This is a genomic window from Pseudomonas sp. EpS/L25 (assembly GCF_001512295.1).
In the GTDB taxonomy this organism is placed as follows: Bacteria; Pseudomonadota; Gammaproteobacteria; order Pseudomonadales; family Pseudomonadaceae; genus Chryseomonas.
Genome location: NZ_LNUP01000001.1, coordinates 199517 through 217841, shown reverse-complemented (window position 1 = coordinate 217841; position 18325 = coordinate 199517). Strand labels below are relative to the sequence as shown.

At 62.7% G+C, this 18325-nt stretch carries 25 protein-coding genes, 1 tRNA gene and 1 pseudogene; 6 read left to right on the top strand and 21 right to left on the bottom strand.

The features are described from left to right. The 15 genes and pseudogenes from AR540_RS01055 to AR540_RS00990 form a co-directional block, all read right to left on the bottom strand. Nucleotides 1–909, bottom strand: coding sequence for a baseplate J/gp47 family protein (locus AR540_RS01055; RefSeq protein ID WP_059226000.1), 909 nt, complete (start codon nt 907–909; stop codon nt 1–3). Further along, complete coding sequence (locus AR540_RS01050) at nt 906–1250, bottom strand: GPW/gp25 family protein (protein ID WP_059225999.1); 345 nt, start codon at nt 1248–1250, stop codon at nt 906–908. Before AR540_RS01050 ends, AR540_RS01055 begins: the two co-directional genes overlap by 4 nt. Further along, a complete protein-coding gene (locus AR540_RS01045; RefSeq protein ID WP_059225998.1) occupies nt 1247–1837 on the bottom strand; it encodes a phage baseplate assembly protein V in 591 nt (196 codons plus the stop codon). Before AR540_RS01045 ends, AR540_RS01050 begins: the two co-directional genes overlap by 4 nt. A gap of 61 nt (nt 1838–1898) precedes the next feature. Beyond that, a complete protein-coding gene (locus AR540_RS01040) occupies nt 1899–2348 on the bottom strand; it encodes a phage virion morphogenesis protein (protein ID WP_059225997.1) in 450 nt (149 codons plus the stop codon). Continuing rightward, a complete protein-coding gene (locus AR540_RS01035; RefSeq protein WP_059225996.1) occupies nt 2341–2871 on the bottom strand; it encodes a phage tail protein in 531 nt (176 codons plus the stop codon). Before AR540_RS01035 ends, AR540_RS01040 begins: the two co-directional genes overlap by 8 nt. Beyond that, nucleotides 2868–3125 carry an Rz1-like lysis system protein LysC gene (lysC, locus tag AR540_RS25900; protein WP_236711984.1) on the bottom strand — a complete coding sequence of 86 codons (258 nt, stop codon included), beginning with the start codon at nt 3123–3125 and terminating at the stop codon, nt 2868–2870. Before lysC ends, AR540_RS01035 begins: the two co-directional genes overlap by 4 nt. Continuing rightward, a pseudogene (locus AR540_RS01030) lies at nt 3049–3402 on the bottom strand (Rz-like lysis system protein LysB); the annotation flags it as partial. The pseudogene AR540_RS01030 and the gene lysC, both read right to left, overlap by 77 nt. Then, entirely contained in the window at nt 3399–3605 is a 207-nt protein-coding gene (locus tag AR540_RS01025) for a hypothetical protein (RefSeq protein WP_059225994.1), read from the bottom strand. The gene AR540_RS01025 and the pseudogene AR540_RS01030, both read right to left, overlap by 4 nt. Next, nucleotides 3602–4426 carry an N-acetylmuramidase domain-containing protein gene (locus AR540_RS01020; RefSeq protein ID WP_059225993.1) on the bottom strand — a complete coding sequence of 275 codons (825 nt, stop codon included), beginning with the start codon at nt 4424–4426 and terminating at the stop codon, nt 3602–3604. Before AR540_RS01020 ends, AR540_RS01025 begins: the two co-directional genes overlap by 4 nt. Further along, nucleotides 4423–4737 carry a phage holin, lambda family gene (locus AR540_RS01015; protein ID WP_059225992.1) on the bottom strand — a complete coding sequence of 105 codons (315 nt, stop codon included), beginning with the start codon at nt 4735–4737 and terminating at the stop codon, nt 4423–4425. The genes AR540_RS01020 and AR540_RS01015 overlap by 4 nt, the downstream gene beginning before the upstream one ends. Before the next feature lie 12 nt (nt 4738–4749). Then, nucleotides 4750–4974, bottom strand: coding sequence for a tail protein X (locus AR540_RS01010; protein ID WP_059225991.1), 225 nt, complete (start codon nt 4972–4974; stop codon nt 4750–4752). Continuing rightward, the gene (locus AR540_RS01005; RefSeq protein ID WP_059225990.1) at nt 4974–5435 is read right to left on the bottom strand and encodes a head completion/stabilization protein; all 462 of its coding nucleotides are present in this window, start codon (nt 5433–5435) and stop codon (nt 4974–4976) included. The genes AR540_RS01010 and AR540_RS01005 overlap by 1 nt, the downstream gene beginning before the upstream one ends. Nucleotides 5436–5537: 102 nt before the next feature. Next, nucleotides 5538–6245, bottom strand: a complete 708-nt coding sequence (gene gpM / locus AR540_RS01000) for a phage terminase small subunit (RefSeq protein WP_059225989.1) — start codon at nt 6243–6245, stop codon at nt 5538–5540. 3 nt (nt 6246–6248) lie between these two features. Continuing rightward, a complete protein-coding gene (locus tag AR540_RS00995) occupies nt 6249–7265 on the bottom strand; it encodes a phage major capsid protein, P2 family (protein ID WP_059225988.1) in 1017 nt (338 codons plus the stop codon). Between the two features lie 28 nt (nt 7266–7293). Continuing rightward, nucleotides 7294–8139, bottom strand: a complete 846-nt coding sequence (locus AR540_RS00990) for a GPO family capsid scaffolding protein (RefSeq protein ID WP_059225987.1) — start codon at nt 8137–8139, stop codon at nt 7294–7296. Nucleotides 8140–8371: 232 nt separating this feature from the next. Between AR540_RS00990 and AR540_RS00985 the strand changes: the two genes are divergently transcribed. Together AR540_RS00985 and AR540_RS00980 are read left to right on the top strand one after the other, a co-directional pair. Beyond that, complete coding sequence (locus tag AR540_RS00985) at nt 8372–10105, top strand: terminase ATPase subunit family protein (protein ID WP_059226061.1); 1734 nt, start codon at nt 8372–8374, stop codon at nt 10103–10105. Then, nucleotides 10105–11112 (top strand): phage portal protein, encoded by a 1008-nt coding sequence (locus tag AR540_RS00980; protein WP_059225986.1) that lies wholly within the window; start codon nt 10105–10107, stop codon nt 11110–11112. The genes AR540_RS00985 and AR540_RS00980 overlap by 1 nt, the downstream gene beginning before the upstream one ends. A 60-nt stretch (nt 11113–11172) precedes the next feature. Here AR540_RS00980 and AR540_RS25125 read toward each other — a convergent pair whose 3' ends face one another. From AR540_RS25125 to AR540_RS00960, 6 genes are all read right to left on the bottom strand, one after another. Next, nucleotides 11173–11652, bottom strand: a complete 480-nt coding sequence (locus AR540_RS25125) for a hypothetical protein (RefSeq protein ID WP_153014135.1) — start codon at nt 11650–11652, stop codon at nt 11173–11175. Continuing rightward, nucleotides 11649–12119, bottom strand: coding sequence for a Panacea domain-containing protein (locus tag AR540_RS24485; protein ID WP_082706861.1), 471 nt, complete (start codon nt 12117–12119; stop codon nt 11649–11651). The genes AR540_RS25125 and AR540_RS24485 overlap by 4 nt, the downstream gene beginning before the upstream one ends. A gap of 358 nt (nt 12120–12477) precedes the next feature. Beyond that, on the bottom strand, nt 12478–12888 hold the full coding sequence (locus tag AR540_RS24480; protein ID WP_082706860.1) for an ASCH domain-containing protein: 411 nt from the start codon (nt 12886–12888) through the stop codon (nt 12478–12480). Continuing rightward, a complete protein-coding gene (locus AR540_RS00965) occupies nt 12866–13915 on the bottom strand; it encodes a hypothetical protein (RefSeq protein WP_059225983.1) in 1050 nt (349 codons plus the stop codon). Before AR540_RS00965 ends, AR540_RS24480 begins: the two co-directional genes overlap by 23 nt. Further along, entirely contained in the window at nt 13912–14442 is a 531-nt protein-coding gene (locus tag AR540_RS24360; RefSeq protein ID WP_065242489.1) for an ATP-binding protein, read from the bottom strand. Before AR540_RS24360 ends, AR540_RS00965 begins: the two co-directional genes overlap by 4 nt. 757 nt (nt 14443–15199) lie before the next feature. Beyond that, nucleotides 15200–15273 (bottom strand) — tRNA-Gly (locus tag AR540_RS00960). Between the two features lie 134 nt (nt 15274–15407). Between AR540_RS00960 and AR540_RS00955 the strand changes: the two genes are divergently transcribed. The 4 genes from AR540_RS00955 to AR540_RS00940 all read left to right on the top strand — a co-directional run bounded on the left by AR540_RS00955 (nt 15408) and on the right by AR540_RS00940 (nt 18310). Continuing rightward, on the top strand, nt 15408–16469 hold the full coding sequence (locus AR540_RS00955; RefSeq protein ID WP_059225982.1) for a M4 family metallopeptidase: 1062 nt from the start codon (nt 15408–15410) through the stop codon (nt 16467–16469). A 16-nt stretch (nt 16470–16485) separates the two neighbouring features. Continuing rightward, the gene (locus AR540_RS00950) at nt 16486–16821 is read left to right on the top strand and encodes a protealysin inhibitor emfourin (protein WP_059225981.1); all 336 of its coding nucleotides are present in this window, start codon (nt 16486–16488) and stop codon (nt 16819–16821) included. 371 nt (nt 16822–17192) lie between these two features. Next, nucleotides 17193–17852 carry a SatD family protein gene (locus tag AR540_RS00945; RefSeq protein WP_236711983.1) on the top strand — a complete coding sequence of 220 codons (660 nt, stop codon included), beginning with the start codon at nt 17193–17195 and terminating at the stop codon, nt 17850–17852. Next, entirely contained in the window at nt 17849–18310 is a 462-nt protein-coding gene (locus AR540_RS00940; protein WP_059225980.1) for a hypothetical protein, read from the top strand. Before AR540_RS00945 ends, AR540_RS00940 begins: the two co-directional genes overlap by 4 nt. Nucleotides 18311–18325 lie beyond the last annotated feature (15 nt).

Here is an 18325-nt window from a genome sequence, read left to right as displayed (position 1 = left end):
TTAGCTCCCCAGGGTGACGCTGGTGGCGGTGCAGTAGCCCGCCTGGGCTTCGGTAGGGGTGATGTCCTGCCAGCCGACCAGCTCGACCCAGGCGACGCCGGCGACGTGCAGCGCGGCATCGATGCCGGATCGGGGGATCCGCACGCCCAGGCGCCGCCGCTGGTTAACGTAGGCGGCCAGGTTCTTCTTGGCAGTGGCCAGGATGACCTCGGCTTCGGCGCCGGTGTTGGCCAGGTGCAGGATCGCCGTCACCTGGTAGCGCAGGATCTGCGCCGATTGCACGGTCAGGCGATCGCCGACCGGGCGGACGTCCTCGTCGTTGAGGGCCTTGCTGACGGTGGCCAGCAGGTCTGCGGAGGCGGTGCCATCGCCGGTGAGAGCCTGGACGGTGACAGTCACAGCGGCCGGGCTGGGGCTCGTGGCGCTGGCATCGGCTACCAGGCCACTGGCGTTGCGGGCGTGCAGGATGTAGGCATTGCGTGGGCCGGCAACGCTCAGGCCTTCCCACGCCATCTGGACGCGCTCGCGCAGGGCGTCGTCCGTTTCCATTACGGCCGCGGCAGGCGGCATGGCACTGGGGTTGGCCGGAGTGACGACCAGGCGGGTCAGGTTGACGCCGGCGGCGATCTGCTCGAGGTCGGTCCCCGTGGCCTTGGCCAGCATTGTGGCGAGCGCCGCTTCGTTGACCCGCTGGCGGAGCAGCAGCTCGCGATAGACGTTCTCCTGCAGCAGCTTGGTCAGAGGCTCAGACTCCAGCTCCAGGCGCGCGGCGATGGCGGCTTGCTCGGCGGTGGGCCAGAGGCTGACCATTTTGGCTTTGCGTGCGGCCAGCAGGGTCTCGAAGTCGAGCGCTTCGATGACGGCTGGATCCGGCAGTTGGCTGAGATCGATTGGGGTGAAGGTGGTCACCGGGTGCCTCCCAGGGTGAGCGGAGCCCGCAGGCTGACGGCGGTGTTGGTCACGGTGCTGTAGCCCTCGAGGTCGACGAAGGCCTGGCCAGGCTCGTCGCCCAGCGCCAGGGCGATACGGGTGAGGTTGATGCGTGGCTCCCAGCGCAGCAGGGCGATCACGATCACTGCCTTGGCCTGCAGGGCGAGGGCGCCGTTGAGGGGCTGGTCGATGAGGCTGAACAGGTCGCAGCCGTAGTCCCGGCGCATCAGGCGGCTGCCGATGGGCGTGGTGAGGATGTCGGCCACGGACTGCTGCAGGTGCTCGAGGTCGGTGACGGTCAGGCCGGAGGTGCGGTTCATGCCGGCGCTCCAGTCTGGGCGCCGCCGCTCTGGACGCCCCCATGCTTGTGCTTGACCAGGCTGATGCCGGCGGCGACCACGTCCTCGCTGACGACCACCTTGCCGGTGACGTTCTGGTTGCCGGTCTGGGTGTAGTCGCCTTGGTGGTTGATCGGGCCGACGATGTTGATGCCGCCGGTGCTGGTCAGGTCGGTGACGCCGCCCTCGGGCAGGATGGCGCGCAGGCGATGGGCTTCGCTGTCGTACTCGACGACGGCGCCGTCCGGGTAGGTGCGGCGGTGCAAGCCGGCGCGATCGCCGTTGGCCGGCCGCAGCTGGCTGAAGAGGCCGCAGAGCACGACGCCCTGGGCAGTCTGGCCGCTGGGGCTGAGGACCAGGACCTGCTCGCCCACGGTGGGCGGATCCCAGTCGCGAGTGGTGCCGGCGCGCAAGGCGGTCCAGGGCAGCCAGCCGGTCAGCAGGTCGCCGCTCTGAACCCGAACCCGGGCAGGGCGTTTGTCTGGGAGACTGCCATGGTCAACCTCGGCAACGGTGCCGAGGCGGATCAGGTTCTCGATGAGGCGGGAAAGGGCGGCGATATCGGTCATGCCGCGGAGAATGGCGGCCGCGCGCGCGAGGTGCAGCCGAGCGGTTGTGTAGCGACAGTGGCTACAAATCAAGGCCGTCCAGGAGCGAGTCGCGCAGCTGCTGCAGGTCCCGGTCAGATAGGCCCAGCAGTTCCCGGCGGGCGTAGCGGACCTCGGGGGCTCCGCGCTCGGCGCGGTCTTTCAGTCCGTACTGGTGGACGCGGGCGATACGAGAGACGCGGCCGGCGAAGCCGATCACCGCCTGTTGCGGCGTGCCCTTGGCCTTGAGGTACCGGGCCATCTTGAGCTTCTCGAACATCCGCCTTTTGATGCGGCCCTTCTTGCCGCGCAGATCTCGCGGCTTGCGCGCCTCGAAGGGCGAGCCGTCCGGGTTCACCTGGGCGCGGATCCGCTGCTGCTGGCTGCGGCGCAGCTGCTGGGCGGCCTTGCGGGCCAGTTGGGCGCGGCCGCGGCCGTCGAGCTTCTGCAGCAGCGGCGAAAGCCAGGTCTCCAGCGCCTCGAGGTCAGCCACGGCTGCGGCCCGGCTGGGGTGTTTCCAGGGCTAGGGCGTCGCCAGCGGATCCGGATTGCCACTCGGCGAGCAGCTCGCCGCCCGCGAAGACCTGCCAGGTGGCCGGCTCCTGGTACTCGGTGTACTGCGGCTCGGGCGCGTGGCTCAGCTGGTAGGTGCCGTCTGGTTGGCGCTTGACGACCACGCGCTCGGTGAGCGGCAGGGTGATAGCCAGATCCACCTTGGAGTTGTCCAGGATGTCGGCCTCGAAGCCGATGCCCTGGGCGGATTTGTCCAGGTTGACCAGGAGCTCGGACTGGTTCGTCCGGATCCAGGCCAGCAGCGGCAGCATCACGGCGTCCGGGTGGCCGGCGAAGTCGGTGAGGATGACCTGGAGCTCGTAGCCGTACTCCCAAGACAGGCTGGCCGCCGCGGTGCAGCGCAGCTTGCCCTTGTCGATGAAGACCAGCAGCCGGTCAGGGCTGTGGCGCAGCTCCGGCACGGCAGCGAGCAGGTGAGCGCGCAGGCTCTCGGGCTTGTTCATGGGTGGACCTGCTGGGCGTCATAGACCATATCGACCTGGGCGGCGCAGTCGGCCCAGGCAGCTTCCAGGGCCTCGCTGTCGTCCAGGAGCTCGCCGTTATTGCGCGGGGCGGTCGACGGCAGCTGGCAGCGCGTTACCACTGGACAGCCACTCACGGTAAGCCGCGGCGCCGGTGAGGACGGGCCGCTGGCGCAGCCGGCGAGCAGCAGCAGGCAGAGGCTGACCAGCCCAAGCCTTGAGGTCGGCGTTTTCATCTTCGAGCTCCTGGATCCGGCGCTTGCGGACATCGATCTCGCGGCGCAGGTCTGTCTGGGTGGTCTGCAGCTGGGCCTGGGCGGCCCGCTGCTCGGTGAGGGTGGCAGTGAGGTGGTCGCGCTCGCCGGTCAGCTGGGTGACCCGGTCCTCGGCGGCCTCGCGCTTCTGGTTGGCCTGGTCTATGCGCAGGCCCTGCGCATAGAGGGTCAGGCACAGCACGGCGATCGTGAGGGCCAGGGCGAGCGCGAAGAGGGCTTTTTCCTTCCAGCTGATCATCGGCCGTACCAGCCAGCACGGCCCATGGCCGCCTGGTCCAGGTGCTCGAGGTCGCCCATTACGACGACGGCGCGGACTCCGGGCTTGGCGGCCTGGATGGCTTCGGCCAGGTGCTCGGCGTCCTCGATCGAAGCCCCGGCCGGCAGGACGAAGACATCGCCGTCTACCGGGTTGATGCGCTGCGCAGCATCCGTGGCGATCATGCGGCGTCCTTAGCTGAAGCGGCGGCGCTGTAGCGGGCGAAAGCGCGCTCGAGCTTCACGTCGTAGAGATTGCGGGCGTAGGCCGGGCCGTTGTAGCCGCGGGCGAAATCGGCCCACTTGCCGGCCTTGAGTGCCTTGAGCAGCGCAGGCTCCGTTTTGACGAAGCGAACGAAGGCGTCGAGCTGCTCGGCCTCGCTGGCCTGCATGCGGGTGACGAAGTCCTGAACGCTGGCGTAGCCCAGCGCCTGCCAGTGGTAGCCCATGACCTGGAACAGGCCCCAGCTGCACGACTCCAGCGCGCAGGCCTCGTCGATCTGCCGGGCCGAGGTCAGGCGCTGCCACTCGGCCGCGCCGCCGGCGTAGCCACCGGACTTCGGGTTGATCAGATTCGGGTTGAGGGCTGCCAGGCGATCGGCCTCGGCCTGGCCGTGGGCCTTGACCAGGCGCTGGTGGAAGACGTGGCGCTCGAACAGGATCACGACCTTGCCGTTGTCCAGGAAGCCCTGGCCCTTGGACTCAACCTCATTGACCGCCTGGACGGCTGCGACGGGGACGCCCAGGGTCTTGGCGGCCTGCTCGAGGTCGGCGTAGCCCAGATGGAGCGGGTCGCGCTTGCCCAGCAGGGCGGCGAAGGTCTTCGGACCGGCGATGCCATCGGCTACCAGGCCGACAGAGCGCTGGAAGGCTTCAACGGCCTGCTCGGTGCCTTCGTCATAGTCGCCGTCCAGGTCGACGGAGAAGCCGGCCACGGCCAGGGCTTTCTGCAGGTCGCGCACAGCCAGGCCGTGGGCGCCGATGATCAGGATCTTGGGCTGGTTCATTGCGTTTCCACCTTGCGTTCGACGAAGCGTTTAGCCGCGGCGCGAGTGCTCTCAACGCCCAGCAGGCCGATGATTCCGCCCCAGAAGGGGCCGGTGCTGGCAGGGATGCCCAGCAGGGAGAGACCGTGGCTTGCGGCCAGGGCCAGGGCGCCGCACAAGGGGGCCTCGAGCAGCACGCGGCGCAGGGTGCCGCCGCCGTAGGCGATGCGCAGCGCGGCGATGACGCCGGCGACCATCGCGGCGTAGAGGGCGGGCCAGTTGTGTTCGAGCCAGGTGGCGAACCAGGCCCAGGAGTCAGGACGGTCAGGCATGATGTTTCTCGTCTAGTCCCAGAGGCTGACCGGCTGTTGCGCGGCGATGCCGGCAGTGGCCTGGGCGGGAGCGTCTGGCAGGGTGATAGGGGTGCCGATCGGCAGGATGGGGCCCAGCTCAGCCAGGCCCGGGTTGGCGTCGAGCGCGGCCTCGGTGACGTCCTGGGTGCGCCCGTAATGCCGCAGGCAGATCCGGTCCAGGGTGTCGCCTTGCTGAGCGCGCACGACGGTGGCCATCAGATGAGCTCCACGGTGGTCCGGGCCAGGCCCAGGAAGTCGCGGATGGCCCAGCGCTGATCGCGGCGGTACTCGTCGATGGTGGGGGTCAGCGCCTCGGCGTCCTTGTCGCCCTTGGCGGTGCTGTCGTAACTGCGGTACCGCTCGGCCACCTCAGCCGCGGAGGCAGCATCGATGGCGCGGAGGTACAGGTGGGCGCGCTCGCTGACGCCGTCGACCTGCAACCCGGGCACGGCGGCCAGGGTGGCGTAGCCGCTGGTGGCTTGCGCGAATCGATAGCCGGCCAGCTCGCGGTTGACGGTGATGGCCGCGGCGATCACGGCTGCCTTGAGCTTCTCCGTGCTGACGCTGCTGTCGATGCGCAGCCGGGCGCGGACCCGGTCCAGCTCGATCGCCGGCCAGAAGGGGTCGGACACCACCTGACCGCTGGCGACGGTGTCGCCTGCAACGAATCCGCTCATGGTGCTGCTCTCAAATGGGTCGCCGGTGGTCGGGGCTTCACGGTCCCAGGCGAGGCCTGGCCGATCCGCCCCGAGCCGGCGGGGTTGCGGGGGACCGCTCGGTTAGCCACCGCTCTCAGCGGGGGCATGTTTCTTGGCCAGGCGCTCGGCCCGTTCCAGGTCTTTCTTGCCGCCGCAGCGGTCGTGCAGGCCGATCGCCTTGCGTAGCATCTCGATGGCCGAGACCAACTGGCCCGGGCGACCTGGTCGATCCTCGTCGACGTCGGTCAGCTCGGCCCGACCGATGGCCAGATAGAGCTTGGCGCGAGCCTCGTCGGGCATGTCGTGCTCATCGGTGAGCACGGCAGTGCGGACCAGGATGTCCAGGTCGAAGGGCTGGCCGGCTTTCTGCGAGGCCAGCGCGCCTTCGGCGACTTCCTCTGCGATCAGGCAGCCCGGGGTGCGCTCGAAGCGATCGGGCATCAGCAGGCCATGGCGCAGCACGTAGGCGGCGATATCCAGGGCGCCGGCAAACTCGCCAGCATCGATGCGCCAGATCATCACGGTGACCAGCACCTCGTCCTGGGCGCCGTTGCCGCCCTCGAGCACACCGCTGACATAGTCGGCATAGGCTCCGAGCAGCTGCCGCTTGAGCTCGGCTTTGGCCTGGGTGGATTGCACCTGCTTGAGTCGCAGCCGGTCCTGCAGCAGCTGAGCCAGCTGCTGCTCGTACACGGTACGACCCGCCATGCTGTCGGCTGGCCCGACCGCCGCGGCGGCGAGGCACGCCGCGGCGGCCAGAAAATGACGTTTCGCGGGAGAGGTGGCCATGGCTTATACGCCCGTCTCGATGTTTTCGACCAAGCAGCCGAAGCCGTAGTCCTCGATCACGTAGGCGTCGTTACTCGACTCGTAGTTCTCGATGCGGTTTTTCTCTGGCGCTTCCTTGACGAAGCGGCGGCGGCCGCCGGTCTGGAAGTAGATCGCCAGGTTTTCGAGCGAGGTGATGAGCATGCCCTTGTCCGGGCAGTAAGGCACCTCGACCGGCTGCAGGCCGCCCATGCGCTTCTGGGCCAGGATCAGGTCGGTGGCCAGCTTCTCGCTGGGTGCCTGCTCGCGGTTAACCAGGGGGAAGTACTTGTCGTGGACCAGGTCGCGGCCGAGGATCACCACCAGGCCCGGATCCTTGCGGTACCAGGGGTCGATCAGGTTGCTGACCGCGTCGAAGACCAGGGCATCCAGGTTGTTGTAGTCGGCGTCGGCGCCGGTGCCGATCACGATCTTGCCGGCGGTCTTGCCGGACTTCAGCACGCGCTGGGGTGCGTTGTTGCGGTACTGCTGCAGCCAGCCGATGTTGACGTCCTGGAGCAGCGGGTTGGTGGCGCGGTTGGTGGTGGCCGCAGCGCTGGTGCCGTTGAAGCCGACCATCAGGCGGTCCAGGGCCTGGCGCTTGACGATGGCGTCACGCAGGCGCGCCTGGAAGTCCGGGAACTTGGCCCAGGCGTCCAGCAGGGAGTAGGGGATCGCGGTGTCGAAGTCGGTCTTCTCGCACTTGTAATCCTGCTTGTCGGTGCTGGACACGTCGCGCGGATTCCGGCTGGCCGAGCCGCTGGTATCGGTACGGCTGGCGATGGTGCCAGAGACGCCCAGGCCGACCTTTTGGCCGAGCAGCTCGTCGACGCCGATGATGTTGATCTTGCTCAGGAAGTCGCTGGACTCCTGGATGCGGGTTTCCAGCTTCTGCTGGACGGTGGGGTCGACAGCGAAAGTGGCGCTCGCCGAGGACACGCCGCTCAGGGCAGCAACTTGGGCCAGGTAGGCGGCGTACAGGGCACGGGTATCGTTACGCATGGATCTCTCCGGGAAAGTGAACGGCTGATCAGCAGTCGGTCAGGGTCTTGCCATCGCCGCCGGTAACCGCAGGGCGCTTGGTCTGGTTGGGGTCTTGGGTCTGGCTGAGCTGCACCTGCAGATTGGTGAAGTCGGTCTGCAGCTGGGCATGCTTGCCGGCCAGTTCGGCGAAAGCGGTTTCGGCGTTGGTAAAGCGACTGTCCTGCTCGCGGACGTGCTCGGCCACTGCGGTGACCGCGGCGCCGATCTGGGCAAACTCGCCGTCGATGTGCGCGTCCTTGCCCTTGAGCAGCTCCTGGACCTTGGCGAACAACTTGGCGCCCAGGCCGGGCTTGTCCTCGACCTCGGCGAAGGTCAGAGCGGTCTCTTCGGCCACGGTGAAGAGGTTGTCGGCGTGCAGCTTGCGGCCGGCGTAGGGATTGCTGGCCGGATTGGCCGCGGCGAAGGACAGCACGTCGGTACCCAGGCTGGCGGGGCTGTCGGTGATGCCCAGGCCGACCAGGTAGGCGGCGCCGGTGTCGGCGAACTTGGGCGAGATCTCGACCGAGGTGTAGATCTTCTGCTTGGCCTTGTTCAAGGCCACCAGGTCGGCGGTGGGCTCGATCTGGGCGAACAGAGCCAGCTTCTTCTGGCCATTGATCTCGACTTCCTCAGCCTTGACCGCGATTACGTCGCCGTAGGCACGGAAGGGACTGTCCGCGAGGGTGCTGCGGATGTGTTCCATCCAGATGCGGGCGCCGTAGGTCTTGGGGTCGTAGCTGGCAGCCATCTGCTCGATCTGGCTGCGCTCGATCTGGCGGCCATCGCTGGTAGCGCCTTCGACGGCGACACGGAAGAAAGGAGAGCGGAGTTTGGGGGTCTTGGGGTCGGCCATGCCGGGGATCCTCAGAGGCTTAGCGGGAGTGCTTGGGCGATGAGGGGCATGGTCGGGACGCGCGCGCGTCCCAGCAACGAGGGGGTTTTGTAGGCGCGCGCGGTACACGGTCGCGCGCTATGGAGGAGGGGATCAGGGCGGCAGTCTGGCGGCCATGAAAAGCCTATCCGATTCCTCGCCCCTGCCAAGCCCGACCGAAACGCCGGCAGCCGCCCCGTCCACTGACCTGCTGATGGACGTGCGTCGTCGCGCCAAGCATCTGTACTGGATGGGCTGGCGGGTGACGGAGATCGCCGAGGCGATCGGCGAGAAGGAAAAGACCGTCCACAGCTGGAAGGCCCGGGACGAATGGGATCGGGCGGATAACGTCGAGCGAATCGGCGGCGCCCTGGAGGCACGCCTGGTGCAGCTGATCCTCAAGGACGGCAAGACCGGGGGCGACTTCAAGGAGATCGACCTGCTGCACCGCCAGCTGGAGCGCCAGGCGCGGATCCAGCGCTTCCAGGGCGGCGGCTCCGAGGCCGAGCTCAATCCGAAGCTGGACAACCGCAATGCCGGGCCTAAGAAGAAGGCCGCGCGCAACGACTTCACCGAGGAGCAAATCGAGGCCCTTGAGAGCGCCTTCCGCGACCAGTGCTTCGGGTACCAGCTGGACTGGTACCGCGCGGGTCAGCAGCGGACCCGCGCCATCCTCAAGAGCCGGCAGATCGGTGCCACCTTCTACTTTGCCCGCGAGGCCTTCCTGGACGCGTTGATCACCGGGCGCAACCAGATCTTCCTATCGGCCAGCAAGAACCAGGCGCATATCTTCAAGGCGTATATCCAGGCCTTCGCCCGGGAGGTCTGTGGCGTTGATGTGACTGGCGATCCGATCATCCTGGCCAACGGCGCCGAGCTGCACTTCCTGGGTACCAATGCCCGCACCGCCCAGGGCTACCACGGCAATTTCTACTTCGACGAATTCTTCTGGACCTTCCGCTTCGAGGAGCTGAACAAGGTGGCCAGCGGCATGGCCATGCAGAAGCAATACCGCCGGACCTACTTCTCGACGCCGAGCTCGATGGCCCATGAGGCCTATACCTTCTGGACCGGCGAGCGCTTCAACAAGGGCAAGCCGGTCGCCCAGCACCTGAAGCTGGATGTCTCCCACGACGCCCTGCAGCAGGGCCGGCTCTGCGAGGACCGGATCTGGCGGCAGATCGTCACGATCCTGGACGCCGAGTCCCGCGGCTGCGACCTGTTCGACCTGGAAGAGCTCAAGCTCGAATACTCGGCCGAGGCCTTCCAGAACCTGCTCATGTGCCAGTTCGTCGACGACGGCGCGAGCATCTTCCCCCTGGCCATGCTGCAGCCCTGCATGGTGGACAGCTGGGTCGAGTGGGCCGAGGACTACAAACCGTTTGCGGCTCGACCTCTGGGCGATCGCCCGGTCTGGGTCGGCTATGACCCCGCCGAGACCGGCGACACCGCCGGCCTGGTGGTGGTCGCGCCGCCGGCGGTACCGGGCGGCAAGTTTCGCGTGCTCGAGCGCCACCAGTTCCGTGGCATGGACTTCGCCGCCCAGGCCGAGGCGATCCGCCAGGTCTGCCAGCGCTACTGGGTGACCTATATCGGCATCGATGTCACCGGCATGGGCAGCGGCGTGGCCCAGCTGGTGAAGCAATTCTTCCCGGGCGTGACCACCTTCAGCTACTCGCCCGAGGTCAAGACGCGCCTGGTGCTCAAGGCCTACGACGTGATCAAGAACGGCCGCCTTGAGTTCGACGCCGGTTGGACCGACGTTGCCCAGTCGCTCATGGCCATTCGCAAGACCACCACCGCCAGCGGCCGCCAGTTCACCTACACGGCCGGACGCAACGACACCACCGGCCACGCGGATCTCGCGTGGGCCCTCTTTCATGCCCTGCACAACGAGCCGCTGGAAGGGCAGACCGCCCGCAATACCGGCGTCATGGAGATTTTCTGATGAGCGATTCCACCGAACTAACCGTTTCGACGCCCGGCCCTATCGAGGCCTTTACCTTCGGCGATCCCATGCCAGTGCTAGAAGGCCGCGAGGTCTTCGACTACCTGGAATGCTGGTTCAACGGTCGCTACTACGACCCGCCGCTGTCCCTCGACGGCCTGGCCAAGGCCACGCGAGCCAGCGTCTATCTGGACTCCGGCCTCAAGTTCAAGCGCAACATGCTGGCCCGCACTTTCATCCCGCATCGCCTGCTGAGCCGTGCGGCGTTCGAGCAGTTCGCCCTGGACTGGCTGTGGTCCGGCAATGCGTACCTGGAGCGGCGGCAGTCACGCCTGGGCACGCCGGTCAGCCTGCAGCCAGTGCTAGCCAAGTACATGCGCCGCGGCGAGGACAACCGCTTCTTCCAGGTGCGCGGGTGGCGTGACGAGCACGAATTCACCCCGGGCACCATCTGCCACCTGCGCGAGGCCGACATCAACCAGGAGATCTATGGCATGCCCGAGTGGCTCGCGGCCATGCAGTCCGCGCTGCTCAACGAGTCGGCCACGCTGTTCCGGCGCAAGTACTACAACAACGGCAGCCACGCCGGCTTCATCTTCTACATGACCGACCCGGCGCAGAAGGAGGAGGACATTGACAACGTCCGCACCGCGCTACGCCAGTCCAAAGGGCCGGGCAACTTCCGCAACCTCTTCGTCTATGCCCCGGGCGGCAAGAAAGACGGCATCCAGCTGATCCCGGTCAGCGAGGTGGCGGCGAAGGACGAATTCAACTCGATCAAGGGCATCACCCGCGACGACATGCTCGCCGGCCTGCGGATCCCGCCGCAGCTGATGGGCATCGTGCCGCAGAACGCCGGTGGCTTCGGCTCGATCCGCGATGCCGCCTTGGTCTACGCCGCCAACGAGCTGGAGCCGCTGCAGGCTCGCCTGGCCCAGGTCAACGAATGGCTGGGGGAAGAGGTGATCCGCTTCCGGCCATACGAACTCACGCAACTCCCACAGTAAGGAAACTGATATCCGTACCCTTTTGTGGAGCAAAACAAAAAGCCGCGTAAAGCGGCTTTTTTATTGAGTATCTTTTTTTGTTTTCTCGGAGTCTTCAGGCTTCTTCGGTTTTCCGTACAACCAGTAAGCAGCAATGCCGTAAAGCCCGAGCACAGTTGCAGTCGTTGACGTGATGAAAGCGACGATTACTGTGTCGGATAGCTTAAATTGAATGTGATTGAAGCCATCGAAAAATGGAGTGAACCACTTTCCAAAGCCCTGTAGTAGAACGACTATTAAAATAACGAAAATCCATATGAGAGCAAGAACGAGCAGGAGCCAGGTATGCGACATCCGCATGCCATGAAGATCATTATTTTGTTGTCTTGCTTGCTCTTTGTCTTGATCCTCGTTGTTGGCAAACGCTTGGCTTTCGTTGGCCAGTGCTTGATTGAGGAGCGGCGATCCTGTCGGCGGCTTCGGAGGCTCAAAGAGACTATCTATACTGGGGTCAAGAAGACCGCTGGGGTCCAGAGGATCGTCATCATTGCCAATAGTCATAGCATCGAATGCGACGGCTGACTAAGAATCCAGCGATAGAAAGACTCGATCATATCGTTCGAGATAATAGCGTTCTGTCCTGCATTCGACCAGGTCACACTCCACGGTGTGCCGGGCTGGTGAGTGGCTGAGGAAAGGGCTATCCCGTCAGCTCGACCGTACTTTCGCACTACTTCACGGATGACATGTTTTTCTGCATCGGAAAATTGTTCGGTTGGTGCGTTAGGGACATTTGGTATCGGTAAAGAGCCAAATTCTCTTACCGCATTGTAAACAGAACGGACTACGGGGCCATACTGCCATGCCTCAACTGGTTCCCTAATAAGAGGAATACCAAGTTTTCCCAGCATGTAGCCATGAGCTATGTACACCAGCTTGAGAAGCTGCATCGGGGTGACTGCAGGATCTCCCGCTGCCTTGCACTCGTCCAGGATCTGCTGGGCAACAGCGCGAGCGTCTTTACTCATCGTTAAGCCCTCCTGTATGTATCACCAGTATGAGGTGGTGCGCGAGAATGCCCAATTCAAGGGGTAGGTGTCAATCGGCACCTGACATTTGTCATGCGAGGCGTTGATCTAGACGCTACCGCCCGCCTTGGGCGCTGTGGTGCCATCTGGGATGGCTCAATCTGTCCCCCTCCATGCTCTCATGAGGTAAATGGCATCAGTGTACCCCGTTGTCCCTCCGTCAATCCGAGCGCTTTAAGGCGTGCGGAGCGAGGCGGCCGAGATCTACTACATGATGGTCGACGGAGGCGGCAAAGCTCAGCTGAGACATCGACTCCTAGCCAATGTTGCTGTCTTAAAAAGCCCCATAAGGAGCTTTTTAACTTGCAAGTGATAGAGATAGCTGTGGTGCTACTTCAGATAGGTAACAGAAAGACTGCGGCGCGCATCCGCTCGGTATTACTTGGTTCAGATCTAGCGGCGAATCGTATCGACGCACTTCGCGAACGGCAATGGCATGCGCTGTTATCCGACCATCAAAGTAGCTTTTAAAAAACTTTTTCGTGATGCCAGAATACTTCTTGGTTTCCAGCCAAATTTCTTCAGGATTGCCAGATAAAACTTTGTCGAAATCGAACTCGCCCACCACCTTGCCTACTGGCAAGGTGGCATAGATTACAACTGTTTTAACGCTTGGGTTTTTGAAGATTGCTTTTCTAAACTCAAACTTCTTTGTGCCCTTTAGGATTTTTTCAGCGTATTCCGGTTTAATTGACAATAAGACTTTCATCTACCTCGCCTTTAGCTGCGATTGCTCGTAGCTGTTCGTCGCTTATCTGGAAGAATCCCCAATACGGCGAAGATATGCCTAATTCTTCAATGAGGGTTGCGCGCGTTACACGTCTCTTAAAGGCTATGTTATACGTAAACTTGAAAACATGAAAGTATTTTTTGGATCTCCAGAACTGCTCAAGTTCGGCGGAGCTAAATACGCTGTGAGCTCGGCAATACCGGAAAAAGTCTTCCTTTGTGCCGAATTCGTTAATGTTTTTATAGTCTTCAATTACGCCGATAGAAGTAGTGACGGAACGATAATGCGCAGGGCCTTGGTCGTCACTCGTACGATATACAACTATGGCGTCTCCTGGCTTCAGTGCCTCAACACCCTTCATAGCGCAGAGATAAACCTTGTGAATACTATTCGCGCTCGAGATATCTTCTACAATATCGCTCCGCTCATTCCTGAGGATAGAGTCTGGTAGAAGTCTAGTGTGCCATTGGGGATAGAGTGAAAGTATGTAGCAGTTGGCATTTTTCAAGCTGACTTTCGGATAGCTCGAATAAAAATTCTGAAAAGGCGCGTCAAGGGATCTAAGCATCACCTGCTCGATTCCATTCGCTGTTTGTTTCTGGCCGATCGTGTTGAAGCCGTAGCGAGTTAGAAGACGAATGAGGCCTTCGTGCTCCGCAAATACTGTTACGTATATTTCTTCAGCAGAGGCGGACACTGCATGATCAAAAATCTTCTTAACGAATCGCTCACCCATTTTGGTGCCGTGAGCGTTGATCTTCATTGTACCAACCTTAATCCTGCGTTTAGCAGGAAGGGACGGGGTGACGTCGTCAATAGGCCCGTCTTCTAGCTTTAGGTAAAGAAAACCTTGAATGCCATTTTCATTTTCAAATACGTAGGCTGACTGATCCCCCTTCCTTGCAAACCAGTCGCTAAATTCTACATAGCCAGCTTTCAGCGAATCGAAGAAGCTGTCCGCTAGGTTAACGTGTTTGAATTGCATCGATTTAAGTTCCATCTTCATGCTCTCCTTGGAAATAGTGGTGCTACCGCATTATAAAACTCATCGGTGGAAGGTGCGTGGAGCGTAATATGCTGGCAAGCAAGAGCTTCGCTTACCAATTTAGAATGCTCGCGTTCAGCTATCAGAAATCCACAAATATCGCCCGGGTTTGCGGTTCCGTCTCGTTCGGATAGCCTCGATGCAATTACGGTCGGCGTATGCTCTATAAGAACTATTGCGGTGATGGCTAGCGACGTAAAGATTGACGGTGCCAGCTTGATAAAGTTACCGCTGGCGTCTTTCAACACAAAGTGCCCGTCAAGCAACAGATCCGGGTTTTCAGATAGGCATTCGCCAACGGCCGTCACAAGAGCCTGCTGGTTCTCATCAATGCCGCTGACAAGCTTGTCCTTGCCCCAGTCGACTCTCTGCCTTTGGCTTTTGATCAGAGCGCTTGCGCTGCGATGAGGTTTCGCAGCGCGGCTGGAAAAGGACTCACACAGGTACGTCTTTCCCACTCCGTGAATGCCCGCGACGAACACAGTCATACAGCCTCCTTGCTTATTGATCGTGTGATGGATATCACAACCATCAGCCAGTTTGCCAGCAGCCACGGCTCAGCGGCTACGGCTGTGCGCCCAGCGCGCGCCGTCGTCCCCCCGCCACGCCTGCGGGCTAAATAGGTCCCTTTTTCTGCAGCCCTGCACCTGGCCCGCCGCCGCGCCGCTACTGGGACTGTATGGCGCTTCGCCAGCCTGAAAAACCCTGCGAATCCCTGCACCACCTACCCGTTTCTCACGGGCTGACCTGGCTCTAATCCTAGACGGGGTGTCGGCAGGCGTTACTTCCGTTACCTGAGGATCGGCGGAGCACTGGAAAGCCGCGCCAATGCTGGCCTCGCGGTTGATTCAGCGACCGTTACTCAGCCGTTACCAGTGCCGTTACTTTTTCTCAAACCATTGATTTAGAGGGGTTGGTATCCCATCAAAAGTAACAGTGAAAATTGTTACTTAAGAACAGTGAAGTAACGGAAAAGTAACGGCAGCCGGATTGGCTGAAAGCCTTGCGGGGCGGGCTATAGAGCGATTGACGGCGGGCAGGTAACGGAAGTAACGCGATCCCCTTGGCCGAACATAGAAAGGGGATAAGGCCAGCGGGAGGGAGTGCGATGGCATGCGCTCAGCCGTCTCCAATCGCCTCCACGCCTAGCCTTAAGCTCTGACGCGACAGGCTAGAAACGGCCCCCGAAACGGCCCCCTGAGGTATTTGGCTATCAGGCTTGACCGCTGAAAGCCGCATGAAACCTGGAGCGGGCGAAGGGAATCGAACCCTCGTCATGAGCTTGGGAAGCTCAGGTAATGCCATTATACGACGCCCGCGTGGGGTGCCTTTGTACCAGAAGCCCACGCCGGGGTGAAGAGGCGGGAGTCGTCCGGTCGTTTTGCGGTCCAAGGAAAGAGGCCGCACGCAGCGGTGACCGGGGACCTTTGTCCCCCAGAGAAGGAGGGCGCGCATGTCTCGCAACCAGGGCAGCATCCAGGGGGTGATTCCCCCCTACATTCTTGGCCGCATCATCGATCATGGCGACGAGCATCAGCGTTCCTGCGCCCTGACCACCCTGAGCCACGTCCAGAGCCTGCTGCACAACCCCGGGCGACCAGGCGTGCGCCAGGCACCGGTTGGCTCCCTGCCGCGCACCGATGATGCCAGTCCGCAACGCAGCATCTTCGATGCCGGCAACGCCATGCAGCTGCCGGGGCGCCTGGTGCGTCAGGAAGGGCAGGCGGCGGTCAGCGATGTGGCGGTGGACGAGGCCTACGATTACCTGGGGGCCACCTTCACCTTCTTCAACGAGGTGTTCGGCCGCAACTCCATCGATGGCCAGGGCCTGCCACTGGCCGGCACCGTCCACTATGGCCAGGACTACCAGAACGCCTTCTGGAATGGCGAGCAGATGGTGTTCGGCGACGGCGACGGCGAGATCTTCAACCGTTTCACCATCGCTCTGGACGTCATCGCCCATGAACTGGTGCACGGGGTGACCGAGAGCGAAGCGGGACTGGTGTACTTCAACCAGTCCGGCGCGCTCAACGAGTCGGTCTCCGATGTGTTCGGCATCCTGGTCAAGCAGTACCAGCTCAAGCAGACCGCCGCCAAGGCGGACTGGATCATCGGTGCCGGGCTGCTCACCGAGCGGATCAAGGGCAAGGGCTTGAGATCCATGGCCGAGCCGGGGACGGCCTACGACGACCCGACCCTGGGCAAGGACCCTCAGCCCGGTCATATGCGCGACTACATCGAGACCCGCGAAGACAACGGCGGCGTCCACCTCAACTCGGGCATTCCGAACCGGGCCTTCTATCTCGCGGCGATGGCCCTGGGCGGTCACGCCTGGGAAAAGGCCGGGCCGATCTGGTATGACACCCTCTGTGACAGCCGCCTGGCCAACGACGCGGATTTCGCCGCCTTTGCCCGCTTGACGGTTTCCAATGCCGGCCGCCGCTTCGGCGCCGAGTCGGCCGAGGTGCAGGCGGTCGAGGAGGCCTGGGCCGGCGTGGGTGTCACCCTTAGCTAACACAAGGAGTACCGTGATGCGCGAACTACCCCCCCTGGGCAAGGACACCGTGGTACGGCTCTCGCGACAAGGGGGCTTCGCGCCCCTGCATGCGCTGAGCAAGCCGCGGGAGATCGAATTCGGCCAGTACGACAGCGCCCAGCGCGGGCGCATCTGCTCGGTACTGGAGCGCTGCCTGCCGGAATCCGGCGAGCCGACCCAGGTGGGGCGGGGCGATCAGCGCTACTTCAAGGTGGAGCTGCGGTTTCGCCCGCAGCCTGCCGAGCAGGAAGATGAAATGACCCTGCTGATTCCCGAGGACCGCGCGCCCAGCGAACTGGTACGGCTGTGGGACAAGGGCTTGGTCGAGTGAGCGGCTGCGCATGGCGCCTGGCTGTAAGAGCCTGTTCACGATCCGCTGCGCGGCGGCCAAACCGCGTTGAAAATGCCCTGGGTCGCCAGCCCCGCCTGGGCGACCCCGTCGCCATGCTCATTTACCATTCGTAAACTCGTTCACGAGCCGGGTCCGCTTCCTCGGGTGGTGTCGTGGGGGCGCCTAGGCCTTGTTTGGCTCTAGCTCGCAAGATCGTGAACAGGTTCTAAGGGGTAACGGGATGGCGGGATGAGCCCTTGTCTTTCTTTTCGTCAAGAGCGTCGTCAAACTGTAGATATTCTACCGTTTATGGGTGAAAACCAGTTATTCGCCCATTTTTGGTTGTGTTGACGAAAAGGAACCAAAAGCAGGTGAAAAAAAACCAGACATTCGCGGTGCTGATGGGGGACCTGGTACAAAGCGAGAGCGCTGCCGATGTCGCTACGTTGCACCGGGCCTTCAATGAGTCCGTGGCGCAGCACAATCGCCGATACGCTGCAGACTTGGCCTCGCCGCTCACCATCACGCTGGGGGATGAATTCCAAGGGCTGCTGACCTCCCTGGATACCGCGGTCAGATTGTTGCGTGCTATGCGCTTGGATCTGTTGCAACGCGATATCGACTGTCGTTTCGTGCTGGGGCTGGTCGAGATAGAGACGCCGGTGAATAGGGAACAGGCCTGGAACATGATGGGCCCCGGCTTGAGCCGCGCGCGGCTCAAGCTCAATGAGAAGCCAGCGATTTCCCGCTATGGTTTTTCGTTGTCGAAAGAGCCGCTATTGGAAACGGCCCTCGAGGCGCTAGGGGTTGGCCTGACGGTGATCGAAAGGGGCTGGACCCAACGTCAATTGAGCGATATAGCGGCGTTGCTGGAGGGCCAGGCCGCCGCGGCGCTGGCCGAGCAGCGTCGGGTGTCGGTCAAGAGCATCTACAAGATAAGAACCTCCGGCCACTTCGATGCCTACGTTCATCAGTGGAACGCCATGCTGGAGGTGCTGGCCGCTCTGGATGGTCGAGGGGAAGCAAGATGAGCGGGTTGCTGCTTGGGCTGCATGCCTTGGTTTACACGGGCTGTGCGCTCTTCTTGCTCACCGTGCTGGGCAACGTCCTCTGTCGCACATTGCTCATCGGCTTGAAGCGACCCCAGGTGGCCGGTTCAGCGACGGCCAGTGCCTACTCGGCAGGGCGGCTCATCGGCTGGCTCGAGCGCCTGGTACTGGCAGCGGGCCTGCTGAGCAACAGCTGGGAAATCCTGGCCGCGGTGATCGCGTTGAAGACCGTGGCCCGCTTCAAGGAGTTGGATCAGCAGGACTTCGCCGAATACTTCCTGGTCGGTTCGCTGTTCAGCATTCTCTGGGCCATTCTGGTCACAGGTGCCTGGATGCTCTATGACCAGCAGTTGGGGATCGGTATCCGGACTGCCTTGATGGATTGGTTCAGCGCTTCGTCGTTACCGCCGCTGATGGGGACGACGAAGAGTGGTGGCTGAGTCTTGAGCGGATAG

Excerpts from the sequence above, each read along its gene's own strand:
- AR540_RS01050 (WP_059225999.1), bottom strand. The coding sequence starts at position 1,250 with ATGAACCGCACCTCCGGCCTGACCGTCACCGACCTCGAGCACCTGCAG.
- AR540_RS01045 (WP_059225998.1), bottom strand. The coding sequence starts at position 1,837 with ATGACCGATATCGCCGCCCTTTCCCGCCTCATCGAGAACCTGATCCGC.
- AR540_RS01035 (WP_059225996.1), bottom strand. The coding sequence starts at position 2,871 with ATGAACAAGCCCGAGAGCCTGCGCGCTCACCTGCTCGCTGCCGTGCCG.
- lysC (WP_236711984.1), bottom strand. The coding sequence starts at position 3,125 with ATGAAAACGCCGACCTCAAGGCTTGGGCTGGTCAGCCTCTGCCTGCTG.
- AR540_RS01025 (WP_059225994.1), bottom strand. The coding sequence starts at position 3,605 with ATGATCGCCACGGATGCTGCGCAGCGCATCAACCCGGTAGACGGCGAT.
- AR540_RS01020 (WP_059225993.1), bottom strand. The coding sequence starts at position 4,426 with ATGAACCAGCCCAAGATCCTGATCATCGGCGCCCACGGCCTGGCTGTG.
- AR540_RS01015 (WP_059225992.1), bottom strand. The coding sequence starts at position 4,737 with ATGCCTGACCGTCCTGACTCCTGGGCCTGGTTCGCCACCTGGCTCGAA.
- AR540_RS01010 (WP_059225991.1), bottom strand. The coding sequence starts at position 4,974 with ATGGCCACCGTCGTGCGCGCTCAGCAAGGCGACACCCTGGACCGGATC.
- AR540_RS01005 (WP_059225990.1), bottom strand. The coding sequence starts at position 5,435 with ATGAGCGGATTCGTTGCAGGCGACACCGTCGCCAGCGGTCAGGTGGTG.
- gpM (WP_059225989.1), bottom strand. The coding sequence starts at position 6,245 with ATGGCCACCTCTCCCGCGAAACGTCATTTTCTGGCCGCCGCGGCGTGC.
- AR540_RS00995 (WP_059225988.1), bottom strand. The coding sequence starts at position 7,265 with ATGCGTAACGATACCCGTGCCCTGTACGCCGCCTACCTGGCCCAAGTT.
- AR540_RS00990 (WP_059225987.1), bottom strand. The coding sequence starts at position 8,139 with ATGGCCGACCCCAAGACCCCCAAACTCCGCTCTCCTTTCTTCCGTGTC.
- AR540_RS00985 (WP_059226061.1), top strand. The coding sequence starts at position 8,372 with ATGGACGTGCGTCGTCGCGCCAAGCATCTGTACTGGATGGGCTGGCGG.
- AR540_RS00980 (WP_059225986.1), top strand. The coding sequence starts at position 10,105 with ATGAGCGATTCCACCGAACTAACCGTTTCGACGCCCGGCCCTATCGAG.
- AR540_RS25125 (WP_153014135.1), bottom strand. The coding sequence starts at position 11,652 with ATGACTATTGGCAATGATGACGATCCTCTGGACCCCAGCGGTCTTCTT.
- AR540_RS24485 (WP_082706861.1), bottom strand. The coding sequence starts at position 12,119 with ATGAGTAAAGACGCTCGCGCTGTTGCCCAGCAGATCCTGGACGAGTGC.
- AR540_RS24480 (WP_082706860.1), bottom strand. The coding sequence starts at position 12,888 with ATGAAAGTCTTATTGTCAATTAAACCGGAATACGCTGAAAAAATCCTA.
- AR540_RS00965 (WP_059225983.1), bottom strand. The coding sequence starts at position 13,915 with ATGAAGATGGAACTTAAATCGATGCAATTCAAACACGTTAACCTAGCG.
- AR540_RS24360 (WP_065242489.1), bottom strand. The coding sequence starts at position 14,442 with ATGACTGTGTTCGTCGCGGGCATTCACGGAGTGGGAAAGACGTACCTG.
- AR540_RS00955 (WP_059225982.1), top strand. The coding sequence starts at position 15,408 with ATGTCTCGCAACCAGGGCAGCATCCAGGGGGTGATTCCCCCCTACATT.
- AR540_RS00950 (WP_059225981.1), top strand. The coding sequence starts at position 16,486 with ATGCGCGAACTACCCCCCCTGGGCAAGGACACCGTGGTACGGCTCTCG.
- AR540_RS00940 (WP_059225980.1), top strand. The coding sequence starts at position 17,849 with ATGAGCGGGTTGCTGCTTGGGCTGCATGCCTTGGTTTACACGGGCTGT.